The organism is Methylosinus trichosporium OB3b, assembly GCF_002752655.1.
GTDB classification, from domain to species: Bacteria; Pseudomonadota; Alphaproteobacteria; order Rhizobiales; family Beijerinckiaceae; genus Methylosinus; species Methylosinus trichosporium.
In genome coordinates this window covers 1605601-1621048 of the sequence record NZ_CP023737.1, presented here as the reverse complement: position 1 = coordinate 1621048, position 15448 = coordinate 1605601, and the positions used below count along the sequence as shown (strand labels likewise).

16 protein-coding genes and 1 pseudogene are annotated in these 15448 nt (G+C 67.1%); all 17 read right to left on the bottom strand.

Annotated features, from left to right (window positions below; genetic code table 11):
* Positions 1–2: 2 nt before the first annotated feature.
* On the bottom strand, positions 3–1178 hold the full coding sequence (locus tag CQW49_RS07870; RefSeq protein ID WP_003611070.1) for a phage tail protein I: 1176 nt from the start codon (positions 1176–1178) through the stop codon (positions 3–5).
* A complete protein-coding gene (locus CQW49_RS07865; RefSeq protein ID WP_003611071.1) occupies positions 1171–2088 on the bottom strand; it encodes a baseplate assembly protein in 918 nt (305 codons plus the stop codon). Before CQW49_RS07865 ends, CQW49_RS07870 begins: the two co-directional genes overlap by 8 nt.
* Positions 2085–2462: a GPW/gp25 family protein gene (locus CQW49_RS24480; protein ID WP_003611072.1), complete on the bottom strand. Its 378-nt coding sequence runs from the start codon at positions 2460–2462 to the stop codon at positions 2085–2087. Before CQW49_RS24480 ends, CQW49_RS07865 begins: the two co-directional genes overlap by 4 nt.
* Positions 2459–3328: a phage baseplate assembly protein V gene (locus tag CQW49_RS07855; RefSeq protein WP_003611073.1), complete on the bottom strand. Its 870-nt coding sequence runs from the start codon at positions 3326–3328 to the stop codon at positions 2459–2461. Before CQW49_RS07855 ends, CQW49_RS24480 begins: the two co-directional genes overlap by 4 nt.
* 3 nt (positions 3329–3331) lie before the next feature.
* Positions 3332–4090, bottom strand: a complete 759-nt coding sequence (locus tag CQW49_RS07850; protein ID WP_003611074.1) for a hypothetical protein — start codon at positions 4088–4090, stop codon at positions 3332–3334.
* 10 nt (positions 4091–4100) lie between these two features.
* Entirely contained in the window at positions 4101–4487 is a 387-nt protein-coding gene (locus CQW49_RS07845) for a hypothetical protein (protein ID WP_003611076.1), read from the bottom strand.
* 13 nt (positions 4488–4500) lie between these two features.
* Positions 4501–5526, bottom strand: a complete 1026-nt coding sequence (locus CQW49_RS07840; protein WP_003611077.1) for a major capsid protein — start codon at positions 5524–5526, stop codon at positions 4501–4503.
* 73 nt (positions 5527–5599) lie between these two features.
* Entirely contained in the window at positions 5600–6277 is a 678-nt protein-coding gene (locus CQW49_RS07835) for a head decoration protein (RefSeq protein ID WP_003611078.1), read from the bottom strand.
* Between the two features lie 27 nt (positions 6278–6304).
* On the bottom strand, positions 6305–7624 hold the full coding sequence (locus CQW49_RS07830) for a S49 family peptidase (protein WP_003611080.1): 1320 nt from the start codon (positions 7622–7624) through the stop codon (positions 6305–6307).
* Positions 7621–9291: a phage portal protein gene (locus CQW49_RS07825; RefSeq protein WP_003611081.1), complete on the bottom strand. Its 1671-nt coding sequence runs from the start codon at positions 9289–9291 to the stop codon at positions 7621–7623. The genes CQW49_RS07830 and CQW49_RS07825 overlap by 4 nt, the downstream gene beginning before the upstream one ends.
* A gap of 1 nt (position 9292) precedes the next feature.
* Entirely contained in the window at positions 9293–9523 is a 231-nt protein-coding gene (gene gpW, locus CQW49_RS24475) for a gpW family head-tail joining protein (RefSeq protein ID WP_003611083.1), read from the bottom strand.
* 4 nt (positions 9524–9527) lie between these two features.
* Positions 9528–11570, bottom strand: a complete 2043-nt coding sequence (locus CQW49_RS07815) for a terminase gpA endonuclease subunit (protein WP_003611085.1) — start codon at positions 11568–11570, stop codon at positions 9528–9530.
* Positions 11567–12121, bottom strand: a complete 555-nt coding sequence (locus tag CQW49_RS07810) for a hypothetical protein (RefSeq protein ID WP_003611086.1) — start codon at positions 12119–12121, stop codon at positions 11567–11569. The genes CQW49_RS07815 and CQW49_RS07810 overlap by 4 nt, the downstream gene beginning before the upstream one ends.
* Before the next feature lie 135 nt (positions 12122–12256).
* The gene (locus CQW49_RS07805; RefSeq protein ID WP_003611088.1) at positions 12257–12829 is read right to left on the bottom strand and encodes a hypothetical protein; all 573 of its coding nucleotides are present in this window, start codon (positions 12827–12829) and stop codon (positions 12257–12259) included.
* A 109-nt stretch (positions 12830–12938) separates the two neighbouring features.
* Positions 12939–13886 (bottom strand): hypothetical protein, encoded by a 948-nt coding sequence (locus tag CQW49_RS07800; RefSeq protein ID WP_003611090.1) that lies wholly within the window; start codon positions 13884–13886, stop codon positions 12939–12941.
* A gap of 521 nt (positions 13887–14407) precedes the next feature.
* Entirely contained in the window at positions 14408–14941 is a 534-nt protein-coding gene (locus CQW49_RS25515; protein ID WP_244441325.1) for a hypothetical protein, read from the bottom strand.
* A 46-nt stretch (positions 14942–14987) separates the two neighbouring features.
* A pseudogene (locus CQW49_RS26305) lies at positions 14988–15443 on the bottom strand (DNA cytosine methyltransferase); the annotation flags it as partial.
* Positions 15444–15448 lie beyond the last annotated feature (5 nt).

Genomic DNA, 15448 nt, shown 5'->3' with positions numbered 1-15448 from the left:
CATCAAGCTCCGTAGAAGCGCCGCTCGAACGCGGTTTCCAGATCGATGAGAATGGTCTCGTGCGGCAGCGAAGCCGCTCGCACGGCCTCCAGCGCATCGGCGAGCGCGCGGCCGTCGCGCGCGCGATAGAATCCGTGGAAGCCGCCGCCGCGCCATCGCTTGCGCTTCTTCGCCGGGCGCGAGGCGTCTATCGACAAGATCGCCGAATGGGTCGGCATGCCGCGCCACGACCAGCTCCAAAAGGAGCGCTTGCGCCGGTGCGCGACAGAGACGGACTCATCCCAGAGCCGCAGGCTGTCATAGACATATTCGGCCGCCGCAGACGGTCTCAGCCACCGCCGCAATGTCGAGCGATGCGACAGCCACGCCTTGCCGCGCGCCGCCGCGTGACGCGCCATGATGCGCGACGGGGACACGACGGCGGGATAAAGCCCAGGCGAGACGCTGCGCGAAAGCGCGTCGCCCGTCACGACGAACGACACCACCCATTGCGTGGCGCGGCTTCGTCCCCAATAGCGCTGACGGCGGAGCTGACCGCGTCCGAGCACGCGCGCGATCGACCATGCGTGCGGAAGATAGAGACGCGAAAAGACGCCGAGGCCTGCGTCGACGCCGTCCGGCGTCACATCCGCGATCCGCAACGGCGTCGCGACGCCGTCGCGCAAGAGCGTGGCCCGGCTCTCATGCACATCGTCGGCGCCCGCCGTCGACCATCCGCACCCCGAAGAATAATAGCGCCGCTCGAAAAACATTCGCCGCCCCGAGCCGCGCGGATCCGCGTAAACCTTGATCCGGATCTCTGGCATGTCGGCCAGCATCGCATCCATCTCGGCCGGCGTGAGGCGACGCCCGGGCGCGAAACGCGCGGGCGGCGTGACGGCGCGGAGCAGCTCGGCGTCGACATAGCCGAGATAGCGCTCATGAAGCGCCAGCGCGCCTTTGAGCCCCTGGTCGAGCAGCGCGCGTTGCGTGACGGCGCGCTTGCGCTCGATCGGCCAATCGTCGCGCCACACATCGGCTGATCGCGCAAAGGCGAGATAGCCGATCAGCGCCGCCGGGCAATCCGCCGCGCGCGCCAGCGCGGCGATCGTCTCGGCGGGTAGGTCCCAGCGCGCGGCGCTCGTCGCCTCGACGGCGCGCTCCCAAGGCGTCGGGTCCGGCAGCAGCGAGTCAATCATCGAGGGCGACGACCGAAACATCGAGACCGACGCAGTTCGCGCATTGGTCGTCGGCGATGGCGATATCGACCGGCGGCGCGCTCAGAACCACGCGCTCGACGCCAGCGACGCGCAGCGCCGCTTCGAAGGCCTGACGCAGCACATCGACGCCGAGCCCGCGGCGCGCGGCGATCATCGCCTGCGCCGCAGCGATCGCCGCCGCCTGGATCGGCGCCGAGGCGGCCCCGGCGTGAATTTGCAGGCTCGCGGCGACCGAATAGGCGACCGGCGCCGCCGCGGCGATGGCCACGGGCACGGTCATCGGCTTGACGTCCGTGCGGTTGAGCCGCGCCCTCACCGCCGCGAGCGCGCCGGCGCTCGGAACGCCGTCGCCGCCCCGCGCCAGGCACACGACGCGCACTCCCGCCTGTCCGGATGACGACAGTGATACGATCGGCCGCGCGTCGATCAGCTCCGGGGCGGCCTCCAGCGCATGGTGGACATAGGCGCCGGCCGATCCGCATGTCGTGAAAGCCTCCGGCGCGATCTGCGCGCGGCGCCGCAGCTCGGCGTCGCTCTCATAGACCGCGGCCGCATTCGCCGTCGCCGCCGCGATGAGGCGGCGCGCGACGCCATAGAGCGCCGCGAGCTGCTCGAGATCGGCGCCGACAGCGAAGGCCAGCATCGTCGCCTTCGCCGCGTCATTGATGCGCGCGCGCATCAACAGCTCGCGATAGGCGTCCGCTTCTTCGAGAACGACGCCCGGGTCGGTTTCCAGCCCGCCGACATTATAGGCCACGCCCGCCGCGGCGAATTTCGCCGTGAGCTCGGCGATCCGCGCGGCGAGGATCGCTTCATAGTCGATCGTCTCGACGACCTGCGGCGCCGGCAGCAGCGATAGATCGAGCGAGGATGCGAGGAAGCGGCTCACAGATCCACCGTCTTCGGAACGACCACAGTGAAATCCCCCTCGAGCGCGTTCGGCATATAATCGCCGTGGATTTGCATCCCGAGCCGGCCCTGCCCAGCGCTTTCGGCGTCGTTCGCATCGCTCGGCAGCGAGAAGCTCCGCACGCGGAAGCGCGGCTCCCACAAATCGATCGCAATGGCGACCGCGGACATGAAACGCAGCACGGTCGCCGGAACGAAGTTCTGGCCGAGCAGCGCGGGAACGGCCGAGCCGAATGTGCGACGCATGACGCGCGCGCCGACGCCCGTCGAGAAGATCACCTGCATCGACTGGACGACATGCGCCCAGCCGGTCAGAGTCTGGCCGGTGTGGCGGTCGATTCCGAGGCTGCTCACCAGTCCGTCGCTCCAGAAAGCCCGCCGCCGAAGCCGGTCCCGATGGAATAGCCCTGCAAATTGCCGAGGAAGCCCGCGCTCTGCACGACGCCGCCGGCGAGGATCGAGCCCGCGACCTTCAGCGCGCCATTGTGCTCGATCTGCGGCGCTTCCACGGTCACGCGCGATGTCGATTTGTGCTTGATCCCGCTCTCGCCGATGGTGATCTGATGATTGCCGCCGAACGCGCTCACAGTGAGCCCGCCGGTCGGATGAATGTGAAACAGATGCATCGCGCCGCCCATGTTCACCTGCGCCTCGAGGCCGCCATCCTTCGTGATCGTCCAGCCATGCAGCGCGTCGCCTGTGTTGCCGGCCCATGGATGCTTGTCGTCGACCGTCGCCGCGGCCTGCTCGTCCTTGTGCAGGGTCACCGAATGGCTCTGCTTCGAGATCGTCTCGGTGACGCCGTCGACCTCGCGCTTCAAGCTGCCGTCCTTCTGCGTCACGCGCGTCTTGCCGCGCAGATCGACATCGGCGTCGACATCGTCCGACGGCGCCGGATTATTGTCGGACCAGGTGAACGGCATGAGCACGGCGCGCTGCGCATCGCCGCTCGGGCAGAAGGCGGTGAGCTGCTGCCCGACGCTCGGCAACGACCATGTCTTGCGCACGCCGGCGGTCTGCGACATCGGCAGCCAATCCGTCTCCACCGGCCGGCCGTCTGCGTCCAGGCCGATCTGCAAGCGAACGCCCTTGGTCTTGTCGCGCGCGGTCACGACGCCATGCATGATGGTGCGCTCATGCGCCGCGCGCAGCTCCGCAATCTCCTGCACCGCGCCCGCCAGCGCCTGCTGAAGTTCTCGGATCGCCCGAACCGGGTCCATATGTCAGCTCTGCGGTTCAGTGAGCGTGGCGTCGGCGAATTCTTCGACGATCGTCGGGCCGTCGAATGATGGGCCGATATCGTGTTCCGCCGGCCCGACGCCGAGCGCCTCGCCGAGCGCGAAGGTAATGCCGAGCCGCGCGAGATCGGAACGCCAATCGGCGAGCGCGACTACGCCTGTGATCGCCGACTGAAGCAGATCGGCGAGGACGGATAGCTCGCCGGTTTCGGCGCGCATCGCGGCGAGCATTTCGGCCCAAACGCCTTGCGGCTCGACGCCGATGCTCGGCTCGCTCAACGGCTCGATGACGAGCTCGACAATGCGCGCCGGGATCTTCTGCCCTTTCTCCAGCTCGATCAGGTCGGCGCCGGCGACCAGCGAGTGAATGCGCGGGACGAAGCTGCGCCAGAGCCCGGACCAGACGTTCTGATCGGACTGCAGCGCGATCAAGCATTGACGCCAGAACAATGCGAAGGCCAGCGCCGCCGAGGCGTTCATATCCAGTTGCGCCTCTTGCTGGCCCGTCGCCAGCACGACGACAGGCGGCAGCAACAGCTCGAAACGAACCCGGCTCCCGCTCGCATCCAGCAGCGCGCGTCCCTCGACCTCCGTTTCGCCGCCGGCGACATAAACGCAGAGCGTCGGCGCGGTGACGGCAATCGCGACATTGGGCTCGAAATGCACCCGGTTCTCAGCCATGGTGCGGCCGCGCAGCGCGCGCGTCGCCGCGAGGCCGACGGCGAAGGACGTCAATCCGACCATGGAACGAACCTCATAGGGCGGCGAGCTGACAGATGATCCGGGACACGCCGTCCGGCTTGGCCGATAGGACTCGATAGCGCGGCGCGCCCGGACGCGACGGCGCGACGATCTCGTCGCCTTCCTTCGGAAGCGGCGCGTCGGGGCCGAAATGCTGCAGAGCGAAGTCCGCGGACGGCGTCTGCGCGATCACCTCCGAGCGGGCGCTGTCGCGTTCGCGGCCGACGGCGAGGATGTCGGTCGGCAAATCGAGAATGCCGACCAATTCGAGGGGAGGAGCCGCCGGCGTCGCATTGCGCAGAAATTCGCCCACGACGACCGGAATGATTTGCAGCGGCTCGCCGAAATTGTCGTCGAAATCGGCGTCCGCCGCTGCGAAGGCGTCGCGGAAGAGGGACATCCCGCGCCGGAGGTCAGTTGATTTTCGCGGCGTCGAGCGCCTGCGGCATGGTGCAGACATGCAGCGGATAGCTGTAGACCTCGACATCCGCCCAGGAGTCGCGATCCTTGTCCGGCACCACCCAGGAATATTCGTCCAGGCCGGGCGTATTGACGAATTCGAAACGCTCCGCCGGAGCCTTCGCGACCTGGAAAATCCCGGCTCCGGCCGGAAAGAATTTCGCTTTCTTCGCGCCGACCGCGAGCGTCGTCTGATCATCCGTGCCGCGGTAGTTGTGCCACATGATCTTGCCGAAGCGGAAAGATTCCCATGCGCCGCCGACGTCGTTCTGCAGATCCTTCGCCGCCATCGCATATTGATAGGTCTTGCGGACCTCGGCCGAGGTCACGAAGGCGTCCCAGAAGTCGTCGCCGCAGAGCGCATGGATCGTCACATTGGCGCCGCCGAGACCCTTCAGCGAGCGCACCATGCTGCGGCGCTTCGCATTGCAGGCTTTGATGATGTCACCCTCGGTCGCCGCAGAGCTGAAATCGAAGACGGTCTCGGTCGGCGCCGACACGCCGAACTCGTCGAACCAGGAATAGATGGTCGAGCCGTCCGCATCGACGACGACGCCGGTGACGCAGCCGAAGCGCATGTTCTCCTTGGTCAGGGCGAAGTTGTTCTTGATCTTCATCTGCCGGCGGCCGATCTCCATCTGAAGATCCTTCAAGCCGACTTCCTGGCCGAAGGGCCGGATTCCCTGAATTTCATGCGCCCAGACGCGCGACGAATCGGCGATGCGCGTGCTGCTGAAGGCGCGCACCTTTCGCTTGTCGCCGCTCTCCTGATGCGGCGGCGCGCCGCGCGGGCTCGTCTGGATCAGCGCCGGCGCGAAATCGCGCTCCTCGATGAAGATTTCCGGTGTGCGCACCGCCCTGTCCTCGAAGAGGCCGGGAATGGTCTCGAGGAAGCCGGGCACATAGGAATAGCGGTCGATGGCGGTGGTCAGCGAGCGAGCGGTGAAGGCGTCGCCCAGGAAGACGTCCATGATGGGCATTTCAAAGTCCTTTCAGGGGCTGGGCGACCAGCCGAGAGCAGGCCCGGCGTCGCCGGGGCGCGGATGGGAAGGGTCAGCGGAACTTGACGAGGCCGGCGCCGAGTTCGCGCTTCGCCTGGTCGATCTGCGCGGTGGACGGCGAGCCGCCGAAAATGAGATCGGCGAGCCGCACGGTCGCATGCGCATTGATGACGGTGATCTTCTTCGTCGTGGACGCGCCCGTCGTCGCCGGATAGCCGGCGATGGCGGATGCGCGTAGACCCGGCGCCCAGGCGACATGCACCTCGTTCGTCTCGTCGCCCTCGTCGACATGGAGGGTGAAGCTGTCGCCGGCCGCGAAATCCGTCGCGCCGTCGGCGATGGTGAACTTCACCTGCTTGGCGAAGGCGCTTCCGACGGCGCCCTGGCCGATGGCGACGCCGCGCGGATCGAACACTTCGAAGCGGCCGGAATTGGTCGCAGCCTCGAGGAACACGACGCGGTAATCGCCGCCGATCACATTGGCGTCGCAGCCCGGCGAGGCGAGGGTAAGCACGCCATTGCCGGTATTGCCGGCGTCGGCGGCCGCTGAGATGGTGACAGCGGCCGGCACGGCCTGGCGCGCCAGCACCTGGCCGACGACGATCGTCTGGCTGTTGCCGATGATCACCTCGTCACGTGAGAGATAGCCGGCGCCGTCCGAATCCTCCGAAACGACGAAGGTGAAAGGATGCGCGGTCTCGTTGAGCGTGATTCCCTGGGGCGTTCCCATGATGGCGTTCCTCTGGTTCCTGCCCGATCAGTGGCGGCCGCGCGAAGCGCCGCGGGACTGCTCGGCGTTCAGCTGTTTGACGACAGATTCCCACCCTTCGGCGGCGGCCTGCGCCGGAGAGATCGGCTCCAGATCGGCGTCGACCTTCGGATTCGGCGCCAGATTGTCGAGACGATGTGTTTTCGCCGCGGCCGCGGCGGCCGGCGCCGCCGCCGCAAGGGCCTCGATGGCGGAGTCGGCCGGCATAGCGGTCTTGAAGGCGAAATGCTGGGCGAGGCTCTCGCGGCCCTTCGCGTTCTCATGGCCGAGAATGGCGCCGATGCGCGCACGCTCGGCCTGCACGCCGGCGGCGTGCGCCTCGGTGCGGGCGGCGGCGAGAGCGGCTTCGTGGTCGGCCTTGGCGACCGTTTCGCCAGCGGCGGGGCCGGCCGGGCCCTTCGACGAGTCGGACATGGTTCCTCCGATGAGGGAAAAGCGGCCGGACTCCCGGCCTTGGGAAAAGAAGGCGAAGGCGTCGTCGAGCGTGCCGACGGCGTCCGCGAGACCGTTCTCGACGGCCCGGTCGCCGCGATAGACCCTCGCCTGCGTGTCGCGCACGGCGCGCTCCGGAAGGTCGCGGTGATCCGCGACCGTGCGAACGAAATCATCGTAGAGCTCGCGCATCTGCGATTGGATGCGGCCGCGCGCGCCATCGTCGAGCGCGGCGAAGGGGTGGCCGTCGGCCTTATAGGCGCCCTCGGTCAGCACGGTGACCTTGCGCCCGGCCTTCTCATGCTCGGCGCTGCGGTCGACATGCATCCACACGACGCCGATCGAGCCGACGCTGCCCGAGGGAATCGAGATGATGCGGGTGGCGCCGGATGCGATGGCGTAGCCGGCGCTCGCGGCCTGGGCGTTGACGAAAGCGACGACCGGCTTGCGATCGGCGATCGCACGCACGAGCTTCCCAGCCTCCATCGCGCCGGCGCCCTGGCCGCCCGGCGTGTTCATATCGAGGATGATCCCGCGCACGCGCGAATCCACGGCCGCCGCGCGCATGATGGCCTCGAATCCCTCATAGGAGGTGAGGCCGCTCCAGGCGTTGAGCCATGCTCCGCGAGTGACCAGCTCGCCGAAGACGTTGACGAGGGCGATTCCATCCTCGATCCGATAGGCCTCTTCCAGATCGCCATTGGAGAGGCGCGTTTCCGCACGGCGCCCGACGAAGCGCGACGCATCGAAATCCGCTGGCGGATCGACGTCGAAACGCTGGGCGAGGCCGGAGACGAGCGTCTCGGCCGCGAATTCATCGATGAGTTGCGCTTGATTGAAGATGAGCTTATGCGCGACGCGCGCGACGATCGTCATGAGCTCGCTCCTCCGCCGGGCCCGGCCGGTCCCGTCGCTTCCTCGCTGTCTGGCTTCGCGCCATTGTTGGCCTGCACGGCGGCGACCATCGACAGGCGCGTGAGGCCCTGCTCCGCGAGCACATCATTCTCGAAGGCGATCTGCTCGATGTTCTCCTCCCAATCGAGGCCTTGCTCGGCGTTCTCGATCTCGAGGTTCGAGGTGAGGCCTTCCATGCGCAGGGCCGCCGCCTCGGCCTCCTTCACCGGATCGACATAGCCGCGGCCCGGGCCGATCCAGCGGGCGGCGACATAGGCCTCCGGCATGTCCCAGAAATCCGGCGCTCCGGCGGGGGCGACGACATAGCCCTTGTCGAAGGCCTCTTCGAGAAAGGCGAAATAGATCGGCTGCACATATTGCTCGGCGAAAACCGCCTGCAGCCGCTTGATGGTGCGCCACACTTCATTGAGGGCCGCACGCGCGCTGGAATAATTGGTGCGGCTCCAATCCATCGCCAGCTGCTCGTAAGAGACGCCGAGCGCCGAGGCGATGGATTGCAGGAATGCCGCCTGGAAAGCGGGAAAGGCCGTCGTCGCGCGCGACGTGCCGTTCATGCTCACCTTGCTGCCCGGCATGAGCACGGGAATACGAACGCCGCCCAGCGTCGCCGGGTGCTTCGTATAATGATCGACCATCTTGTCGATGTAGGACGCGCGCAGCGACGTCTGCTGGCTTCCGGCCGCGAGCCGCTGCGCCACCTCCTCGGCTGGAAGGTCCGATTCGACGAAGGCGGCGAACAGCGCATTCGCCGTGGCGTTGGCGATCTCGAGATCAGCGTGCTTGCCGATCATGCGCAGCCTGGAAATCAGCGAGGCGAATGGCGTGATGGCGCGCGTCTGATCCTCGCGCTCCGGCTCGAAGGCGTGGATGAAGACGGGGCGCCCGTGCGGCGTCTCGCGCTCGATGCGGGTCCATGTCTGCGATTCGGTCCCGGCCCACCAATCCGCATAATGCGCGTTGCGGATGTGATAGGCCGCCGGCACGCTATCTTCATCGAACTCGACGCCGCCGCGCAATCTCAACGTGTTCGGCCGATTGTTCGGATTGCTCAACCGATCCGGATCGACCTGGGCGAGGCATGTCGCATAGCGCGCGCCCTTCCGCTCGACGCGCTTGCGATCATATTTCAGCACGGCGCAAGCTTCGTTCGCGGTCACGAAGGTGCGCGCGGCGAGGCGCAGCAGGCCGTTGAGCGTCAAGCGGCGCCGCGCATCGCAGAACTTGCGCGGATCACGTGAAAACAGCTTCCATTCCGACCGAATGCCACGGCCGAGCGCTCTCGCTTCCTTCGGAGAAATCCCCAGCGCCGCCGCGTCTGGAGTCGGCATGCATTGCCAGCCGGACCCGACGAGCATGTCGACAAGCCGCATGACGCCCGCAGCCGCATGCGGGTCGTTGCGGATGATGTCGCGCGTGCGATCGAGCGAGACGCGAATATTCGGCAGCGTCGCCGAATCGCCGGATGACCACGCGGGCCAATAGCCGGCCATCTCCTGGCTCATGCCGGAGGCCGCACGATAGGCCCGCGAGCCGACAGCCGACGGCGACGGTCCCGGGCCGGAATCGTGCGCGCCGAATTGATGCGCGCCGCTCACGACGGAGTCGATCATCGCCGAGCCGATGGGCATGTCAGAAGATCACTCCGATTCCGCTCGGGCGCCCGCCGCCGGCGAGGGCCGCCTCGAGGCGGGCGATATAGGCGAGGAGGCGCTCGGCGTCGGCGTGGCGATAGGTGACGGTTTTGTCCTTGTGGCGCAGCTCGACGACGCTGCGGCCGATGGAGAGCTGGTGATAGGCGGCGCGCGCCTCTTTGAGCCACTGCGTGAGCGTGGCGCTGTCGACGGATGACAGATTGGTCATAGCCTCACGAATCGTTGAGCGCCGCGAGACGCGCGAAGGGGTCGCGCGCCTCCGGCTCGGGCGCCGCGGCGGGCGCCGGGACGATGATCGGCGCGCCGGCCGGCGCAGGCGCTGCGTCGCGTCGCGGGGCGAACAGGCCTTCGGCGATGGCCTCCTGCGGCATACCGCGCCGGCGGGCGAGCTCGGCCCATTCATCGGCTGTCGTCGACGACAGGCCGAGATATTCGGCGAGCGCCAGATTGTAGATGCGGCAGTCGAGCAGATGATTGTCGGCGCCGGCGGTGATCGGCTTCCACACGCGCCGCGTGCGCCCACGGAACGACTCGGTGGCGAGATATTCCGCGGTGATCTGCTTGAAATAGGTCTCGTCGAGCCATGTGCCGAAGTGGCAATAGCCGTCCGGGTCGGCCGCCGCGCCGGATTTCACGCCGAGCTTGTGCAGATCGGCGTAGAAAGCTCCCTTCAACGGCCATGTGCCGACGGGCCAGAGCTTCACGCCCTGCCGTATCTTCGTGCCGGCGAGATCGATGTCCACCGGCGTCGGCATGCCGATCGCCGGCTTGCTCCAACCGTCGCGCCCGTCGACGGCGAGCACCATGTCCTGTCCTGTGTCCGGATGCAGGCGCTGCTTGGCGCGCACCCAGGCGTAGACCACATGGGTGCGGTAGCCGGAGTCGACGGCGAGCGCGTCGATCTTGCATCCGCGCCCGAAAGCGTCCGTAAATTCTCGATTCAGCACCTGCTGCTCGAGCTTCTCGAAGGCTTCTCCCTCCGGCGACTCGGTCGAGCCGTCGAGATAGAGCGCATCGACCACCCAGCTCTGCCGATTCGGCGCTACGGAGAGCACCTCGACCCATATGCCGCGCATCTGCACGTCGGCGGAAGCGACCCGCAGCAGGCCCTGCGGCGGCACATGGCCGCGGGCGAGTCCATCCTCGCGCCGCTCCATCAGCCGCTTGTGGTCCGGCGCATCGCCCTTGAACTGATGCGGCAGGCCGAGCACCAGATTGGCGAAGTCCTTGCGACCGATCTCGCCTCCCTTGCGCGAGGCGATGTGATCCTCGGCGATCGCCTCGTAAGACATCATCAGCGAGACGAAGGCGTCGATGTGAAACCCGGGATGGCGTGCGCCGCCGGCGGCCGTCGGGCGCCAGCAGCCGGAGCGGATCATCGGCACGCGGGCGAGATCGTCGATCCGCGCGCCGCAATGGGGGCAGACGTAATAGCTCTTGTGCGGATGCGCCTCGTCGACGACGAATCCGCCCCACTCATGCGCGAAATGCGCGCCGCAGCCAGGGCAGGGGACGAACCAGAAGCGCTGATCCGACTTTTTGAACGAACGATCGATGCGGCAATGGCCATGCGCTTCGCCGGCCTCGTCGCCGCTGTCGACCTCCGGCGTCGAGATTTCGAGGATCTTCCAATTGCGCCGACGGCGAAACGAGGTGAAGCGGCCGAAGAACAGCGTCTCCGGATCGCCCTTGCCGGGGATGTCCTCCCATTTGGACACCTCGTCCTTCACGCCCTTCTTCACCGTCTTCGACGAGAGGTCCATCACCGAATTGGCGTTGCCGAGCCAGAGGCGCCCGCGCGAGAAAACTTTCTCGTAGGTCGTGGAGCCGGCGCCCGAGCGCGATGTCTGCGGCTCGAACACGACGCGCCCCGTGTGCTTCTGCCAGGCGTCGATGAGCGGCTGCAGCTTGCCGCTGTTGAGATCGCGCAGGGCGTCGATCCCCGGCACGCCGTAGAGCGTGTTCGCCGGTTCGCGGTCGGCTATGTAGAGGCACCATCCGAGCGCGAGGATGGACGCGCCCGTCTGCTGCGATTTTCGCACCGTGACGAGGTTGCAGGGGTGGTCGTCGCCGAGGCAATCCGCGATCTCCGCCAGATAGGGCGCGCCGTCGAGGCTCCACATGCGGCCGGCGGACGGGCCGTCGACCAGGACGATGTTCTCGGCCATCCATTGCGAGAGCGGCTGCGGATCGATCGGCTCGACCCGCAGGGCGAGAGCGTCGAGGGTCGCCGCGACGGCGCCGAGGTCCATCATTGCTGCTGGACGTTCTCGGTGATCATCGCGCGCAGCGTGTCCGCCTCGGAGCGCAGGGCCGCGGCGATGTCGCGCTGCAGCTCGACGACGAGCTTCTTCATCGCCGTCTGCAGGCCGCGGGAGCCCTCGCGCCCGACCACAGCGGCGAGGTCGTCGCAATGCTCGTCGAGGCGACCGATCGTGTCGAGGATCTTCTGCGCGGCGCGATCATAGCCATCGGCGACCGCCGCCGTCTCGATGAGCTGGCCCTTGATCTGCGCCAGCTCGATGCGCCGCTTCTCGGCCTCGTGCCAGGTCTTCTGGCGCAGGGCTTCGTCATAGGTCTCCCTGTCCTCGACCGGCGCCGTCGTGCGGGCGGACGCCTGCGCCTTGGACGGATCGTCATAGCGGCCGCGCAGAGCGTCGTATTCGGCGACATTGAGCCGCGCGACGCGCCCGAGAGCGTCACGCTCGACCGTGAGCCCATGCTGCTCGACGAAGCGCTTGACGCGCACAGAGACGGTCGGCTTCGACACGCCGTCCCGCGCCGCCACCTCGGCCACGGTCCACATGACCGCTCGCGGCGAAGCGTTAGCGCCGTTAGGTGCCTCTGTTAGCATCGTTAGCCCTGATTTTTGGCCAGCATTACTGGAAAACCCCCGCGCGTTTCCCGGTCGTGGGGCGCGGCGGGGGAGGGGAAGGACCCGTCAGGCAGTCACCAGGGTCAGCGCCCGGCCGACCGCGGGGGGCAGCTCGCGCGCCACCATCCGCTCGAAGGTCGCGCGCGCCGCGCCCTGCACCAGCTCGCGCGGGATGAACACGCCGCTCTTCACCCGAGCGATGCGCCCGCGCCACTTCCCGCGCGCGACATTGCGGAACACCTGCCCGTGCAGCCGCTCGGCATAGGAGCGGTTCGGCGAGCGGCCGCTCTTGAGGAACGCGCCCTGGACATAGGTCCGCACGCCCCGCGGCCGCGCGATCACGCCGCCCTGCGCCTCTCGCGGCGAGAAATATTTCAGCGAGATATCGCCGCCGCGCGTCGTCAGCGAATAGGCGAGCCGGTCGCCGCCCGCGCCGATGTCATGCACCGAGCGAGCGACCGTCGCGCCCTTCAGCCCTGTCTGCAGGCGCAGCGGCGGCAGCACCGCCTTGTGGATTTCCGCGCCGACCTCGTTGAGCGCCCCGGCGAGCCGCGTGCGCAGACGCCCGGCCTCGGCCGCCTCCAGCCCCGCGATCTCCCGCTGCAGCGCCGCGGCGTCGAAGGTCACCAGCAGCCGCATGCGCGCCCCCACAACGAAAAACCCCGCCCTCTTGTGAGAGCGGGGTTTGTCGATCCTTTTAATCCGTGACCAACACATCGCAAAATATCTTCGGGGCGTCAAGGAATTTCTAGAGTCGCCCTTTCGCCCGTCGCGCATCCCCGCGAATCTGCCACCCGGCATCTTGCCGTAGATCGCGTAGCGTCCGCCCCTTGCGCGGCGCCGCCTCCACCCAGGGCCGCATAGGCCGATCACTCGCCACGGCCTCGAAATCGACGAGCAGCCCCGCCAAATCCTCCACCAGCAAATCGAGCGCCCAGCGCCAGATTTCATACTCGCCGCGCCCGACGACGCCATCGACCGGATCAGGGTCGAGATAGGTTTTCTGATAAGCGCCTGGCCGCGCATGCCCCCACTTGTCGCAGCCGTCGATCTCCACCTCGTGCGCGACCTGCCCATCCACCCCGTCGAACCACATCACCTCGCGCAGAAACCACTTCGGCCGGCCGTATTCGCTCACCACCCGCACCTGTGGCGGATCGATCTCCCAATCGGGGCACCCGCCGAGAATCGCATGACGAAACACCAGCGCCCGCGCCGAGCGCCGCAGCCGCGGCACGCCATCCGCCCCGGTCACGCAGAGCCGCGCCAGCGCCAGCCCCGGCAGAGCCGCGCCATGCCCGTCGAGATCGCCGAGCTCGGCGCAGGGCGACCAATCGTCCGGCACGCCGATGTCGAGCTCGTCCAGCCGGCACACGGCCTCATGCACGCGCAGCGCGTCCTCGTGCGGCGCCGTCATCACGCTCAAATCCGGGACGACGCCGAAGCGATTTTCGTTCGGTCCCGCCAAAGACAGCTCCTCGAGCCATTCCTCGACCTTCATCCACCCGCTGCGCCAGAGTTTTGGGCCATCCGTCCGCCGCATCGCCGTTTTCGGCAGCTCGCGCAGATAGGCCCAGGCGAGCAAGTCCTCGATCCCGCGCCGCTCGCGCGCCTTGGGCCGCGCCGCCACGCCCTGCCCACCCCACCCCCGCGCCAGAGCGATCACCGCCGCGCGCCGATCCTTCGTCCCGCTCATGCTTTGTTCCTGTTTTGCAAGGGTTGCACGGGTTGCGCAATGGTTTGTTCAAAACCATTGCAGATTACAAGCCTATATATTCATTGTTATTTTTCATCATTTGCAAGAGTTGCCTGAGTTTTCTACGCACATAACGTATGAGCAAACATTTTTAGAGCACTCCCCGAACCCCAATGTTTCATACATTACGCGAGGAAAACTCATGCAACTCTTGCACGCCTCTCATAACCTATTGCCGTATCACGCAAAAACACCTGCGACAGTTTGTTTCGAACTCTTGCGCAACTCTTGCAACCCTTGCAGATTTCCCGCCGGCCATCCAAACGGGCTACGGGCTTTTCGGCGCGCAGGAAAGCGTTTCGCGCCACGGAAGGCGACGCGAGGGCAGCGAAGATGAGAGTTGCGACGTTTGGCGACGCCGGCGGCCCGCGAGCGCGCGTCATAGGTCGGCCGTCATGGCGGCTCCTCTATCGGGCTGCGGGCCGCCGCCACCGCCGCCTCGACGCGACGAATGGCCCGGCCTATGGCTTCCGGGATTTGCGGCACGACGGCGTCGCCATAGGCGGCGACGATGCGGCCCGCGAGGCCATGGAGAGGGCTTGCCCGATCGCCGGACGCAGCAGCCAGCTCGGTGGATAGCCCATGATCCAGCCGTAGGTGATGGGCAAGGCCGCCGTTCCAGTGAGACCATGGCTCGCCAGCATCTTCGCCAGCGCCCTCGCGCCCGCCCATTTCAACATCGACGGCGCTGTGAGATTGCCCGTCTTCGTCGGGGTGAGCATCATCTCGGCGTTGGCCAGATGCTCGTTCAGCGGCCGCGCATTGCCACGCATCGTTTGTTCCGACGCCTTCGCCGAGCGGAAATCCCGCTTCGCCGGCGTGGCGAGATAGGTTCTCAGCTTCCGCCCTGTCACTCCCGGCGGCTCGGCTCCGCCGTCCGACTTCGTCGGCGTCGGCAGCATCGCCTGGTGCAGCATGTGCCGCACCGTTCCCATGCGGCCAGTATCGCCATGCCCCCCCGCCGCCATGTCCGATTTGCGCGGGGTCGAAAGCAATGATCCACACTCGCTCTCGTTTGTGATTGGCGCGGACATGGTGAGCACCCACCACGAACGGCCAAGCGGAGTATCCGATCTCCTCCAATGCGCCGAGCACTCTGTCTGCGCCGCGAGTTCGGAGGCGAGGGACATTTTCAAGAGCGACCCAACGAGGTCGCAGATCTCCGACGAGGCGGATGGTCGGGAAGAAGAGCCCGGTGCGCTCGCCGTCGACTCCCTGGCCGCGCGTGTTGGCTGCGCTCGCGTCCTGGCAGGGCGGGCTTCCGACGAGCAGGTCGGGACGATATCCGAGATCGGAAATAATTCGCCCTGCGGTGAGCTCTCGAACATCGTCATACATCCTCACGCCGGGGAAATTCGCCGCGAACATGGCGCGCCGCCACGGATCGGCCTCGCAGGCCGCAACCGTGCGATAGCCGGCGCGATGGAGGCCGAGCGACCAGCCGCCGGCGCCGCCGCAAAAGAGATCGATGACGGTAGGCCCGCGAGTGCGCGTCATTTCTC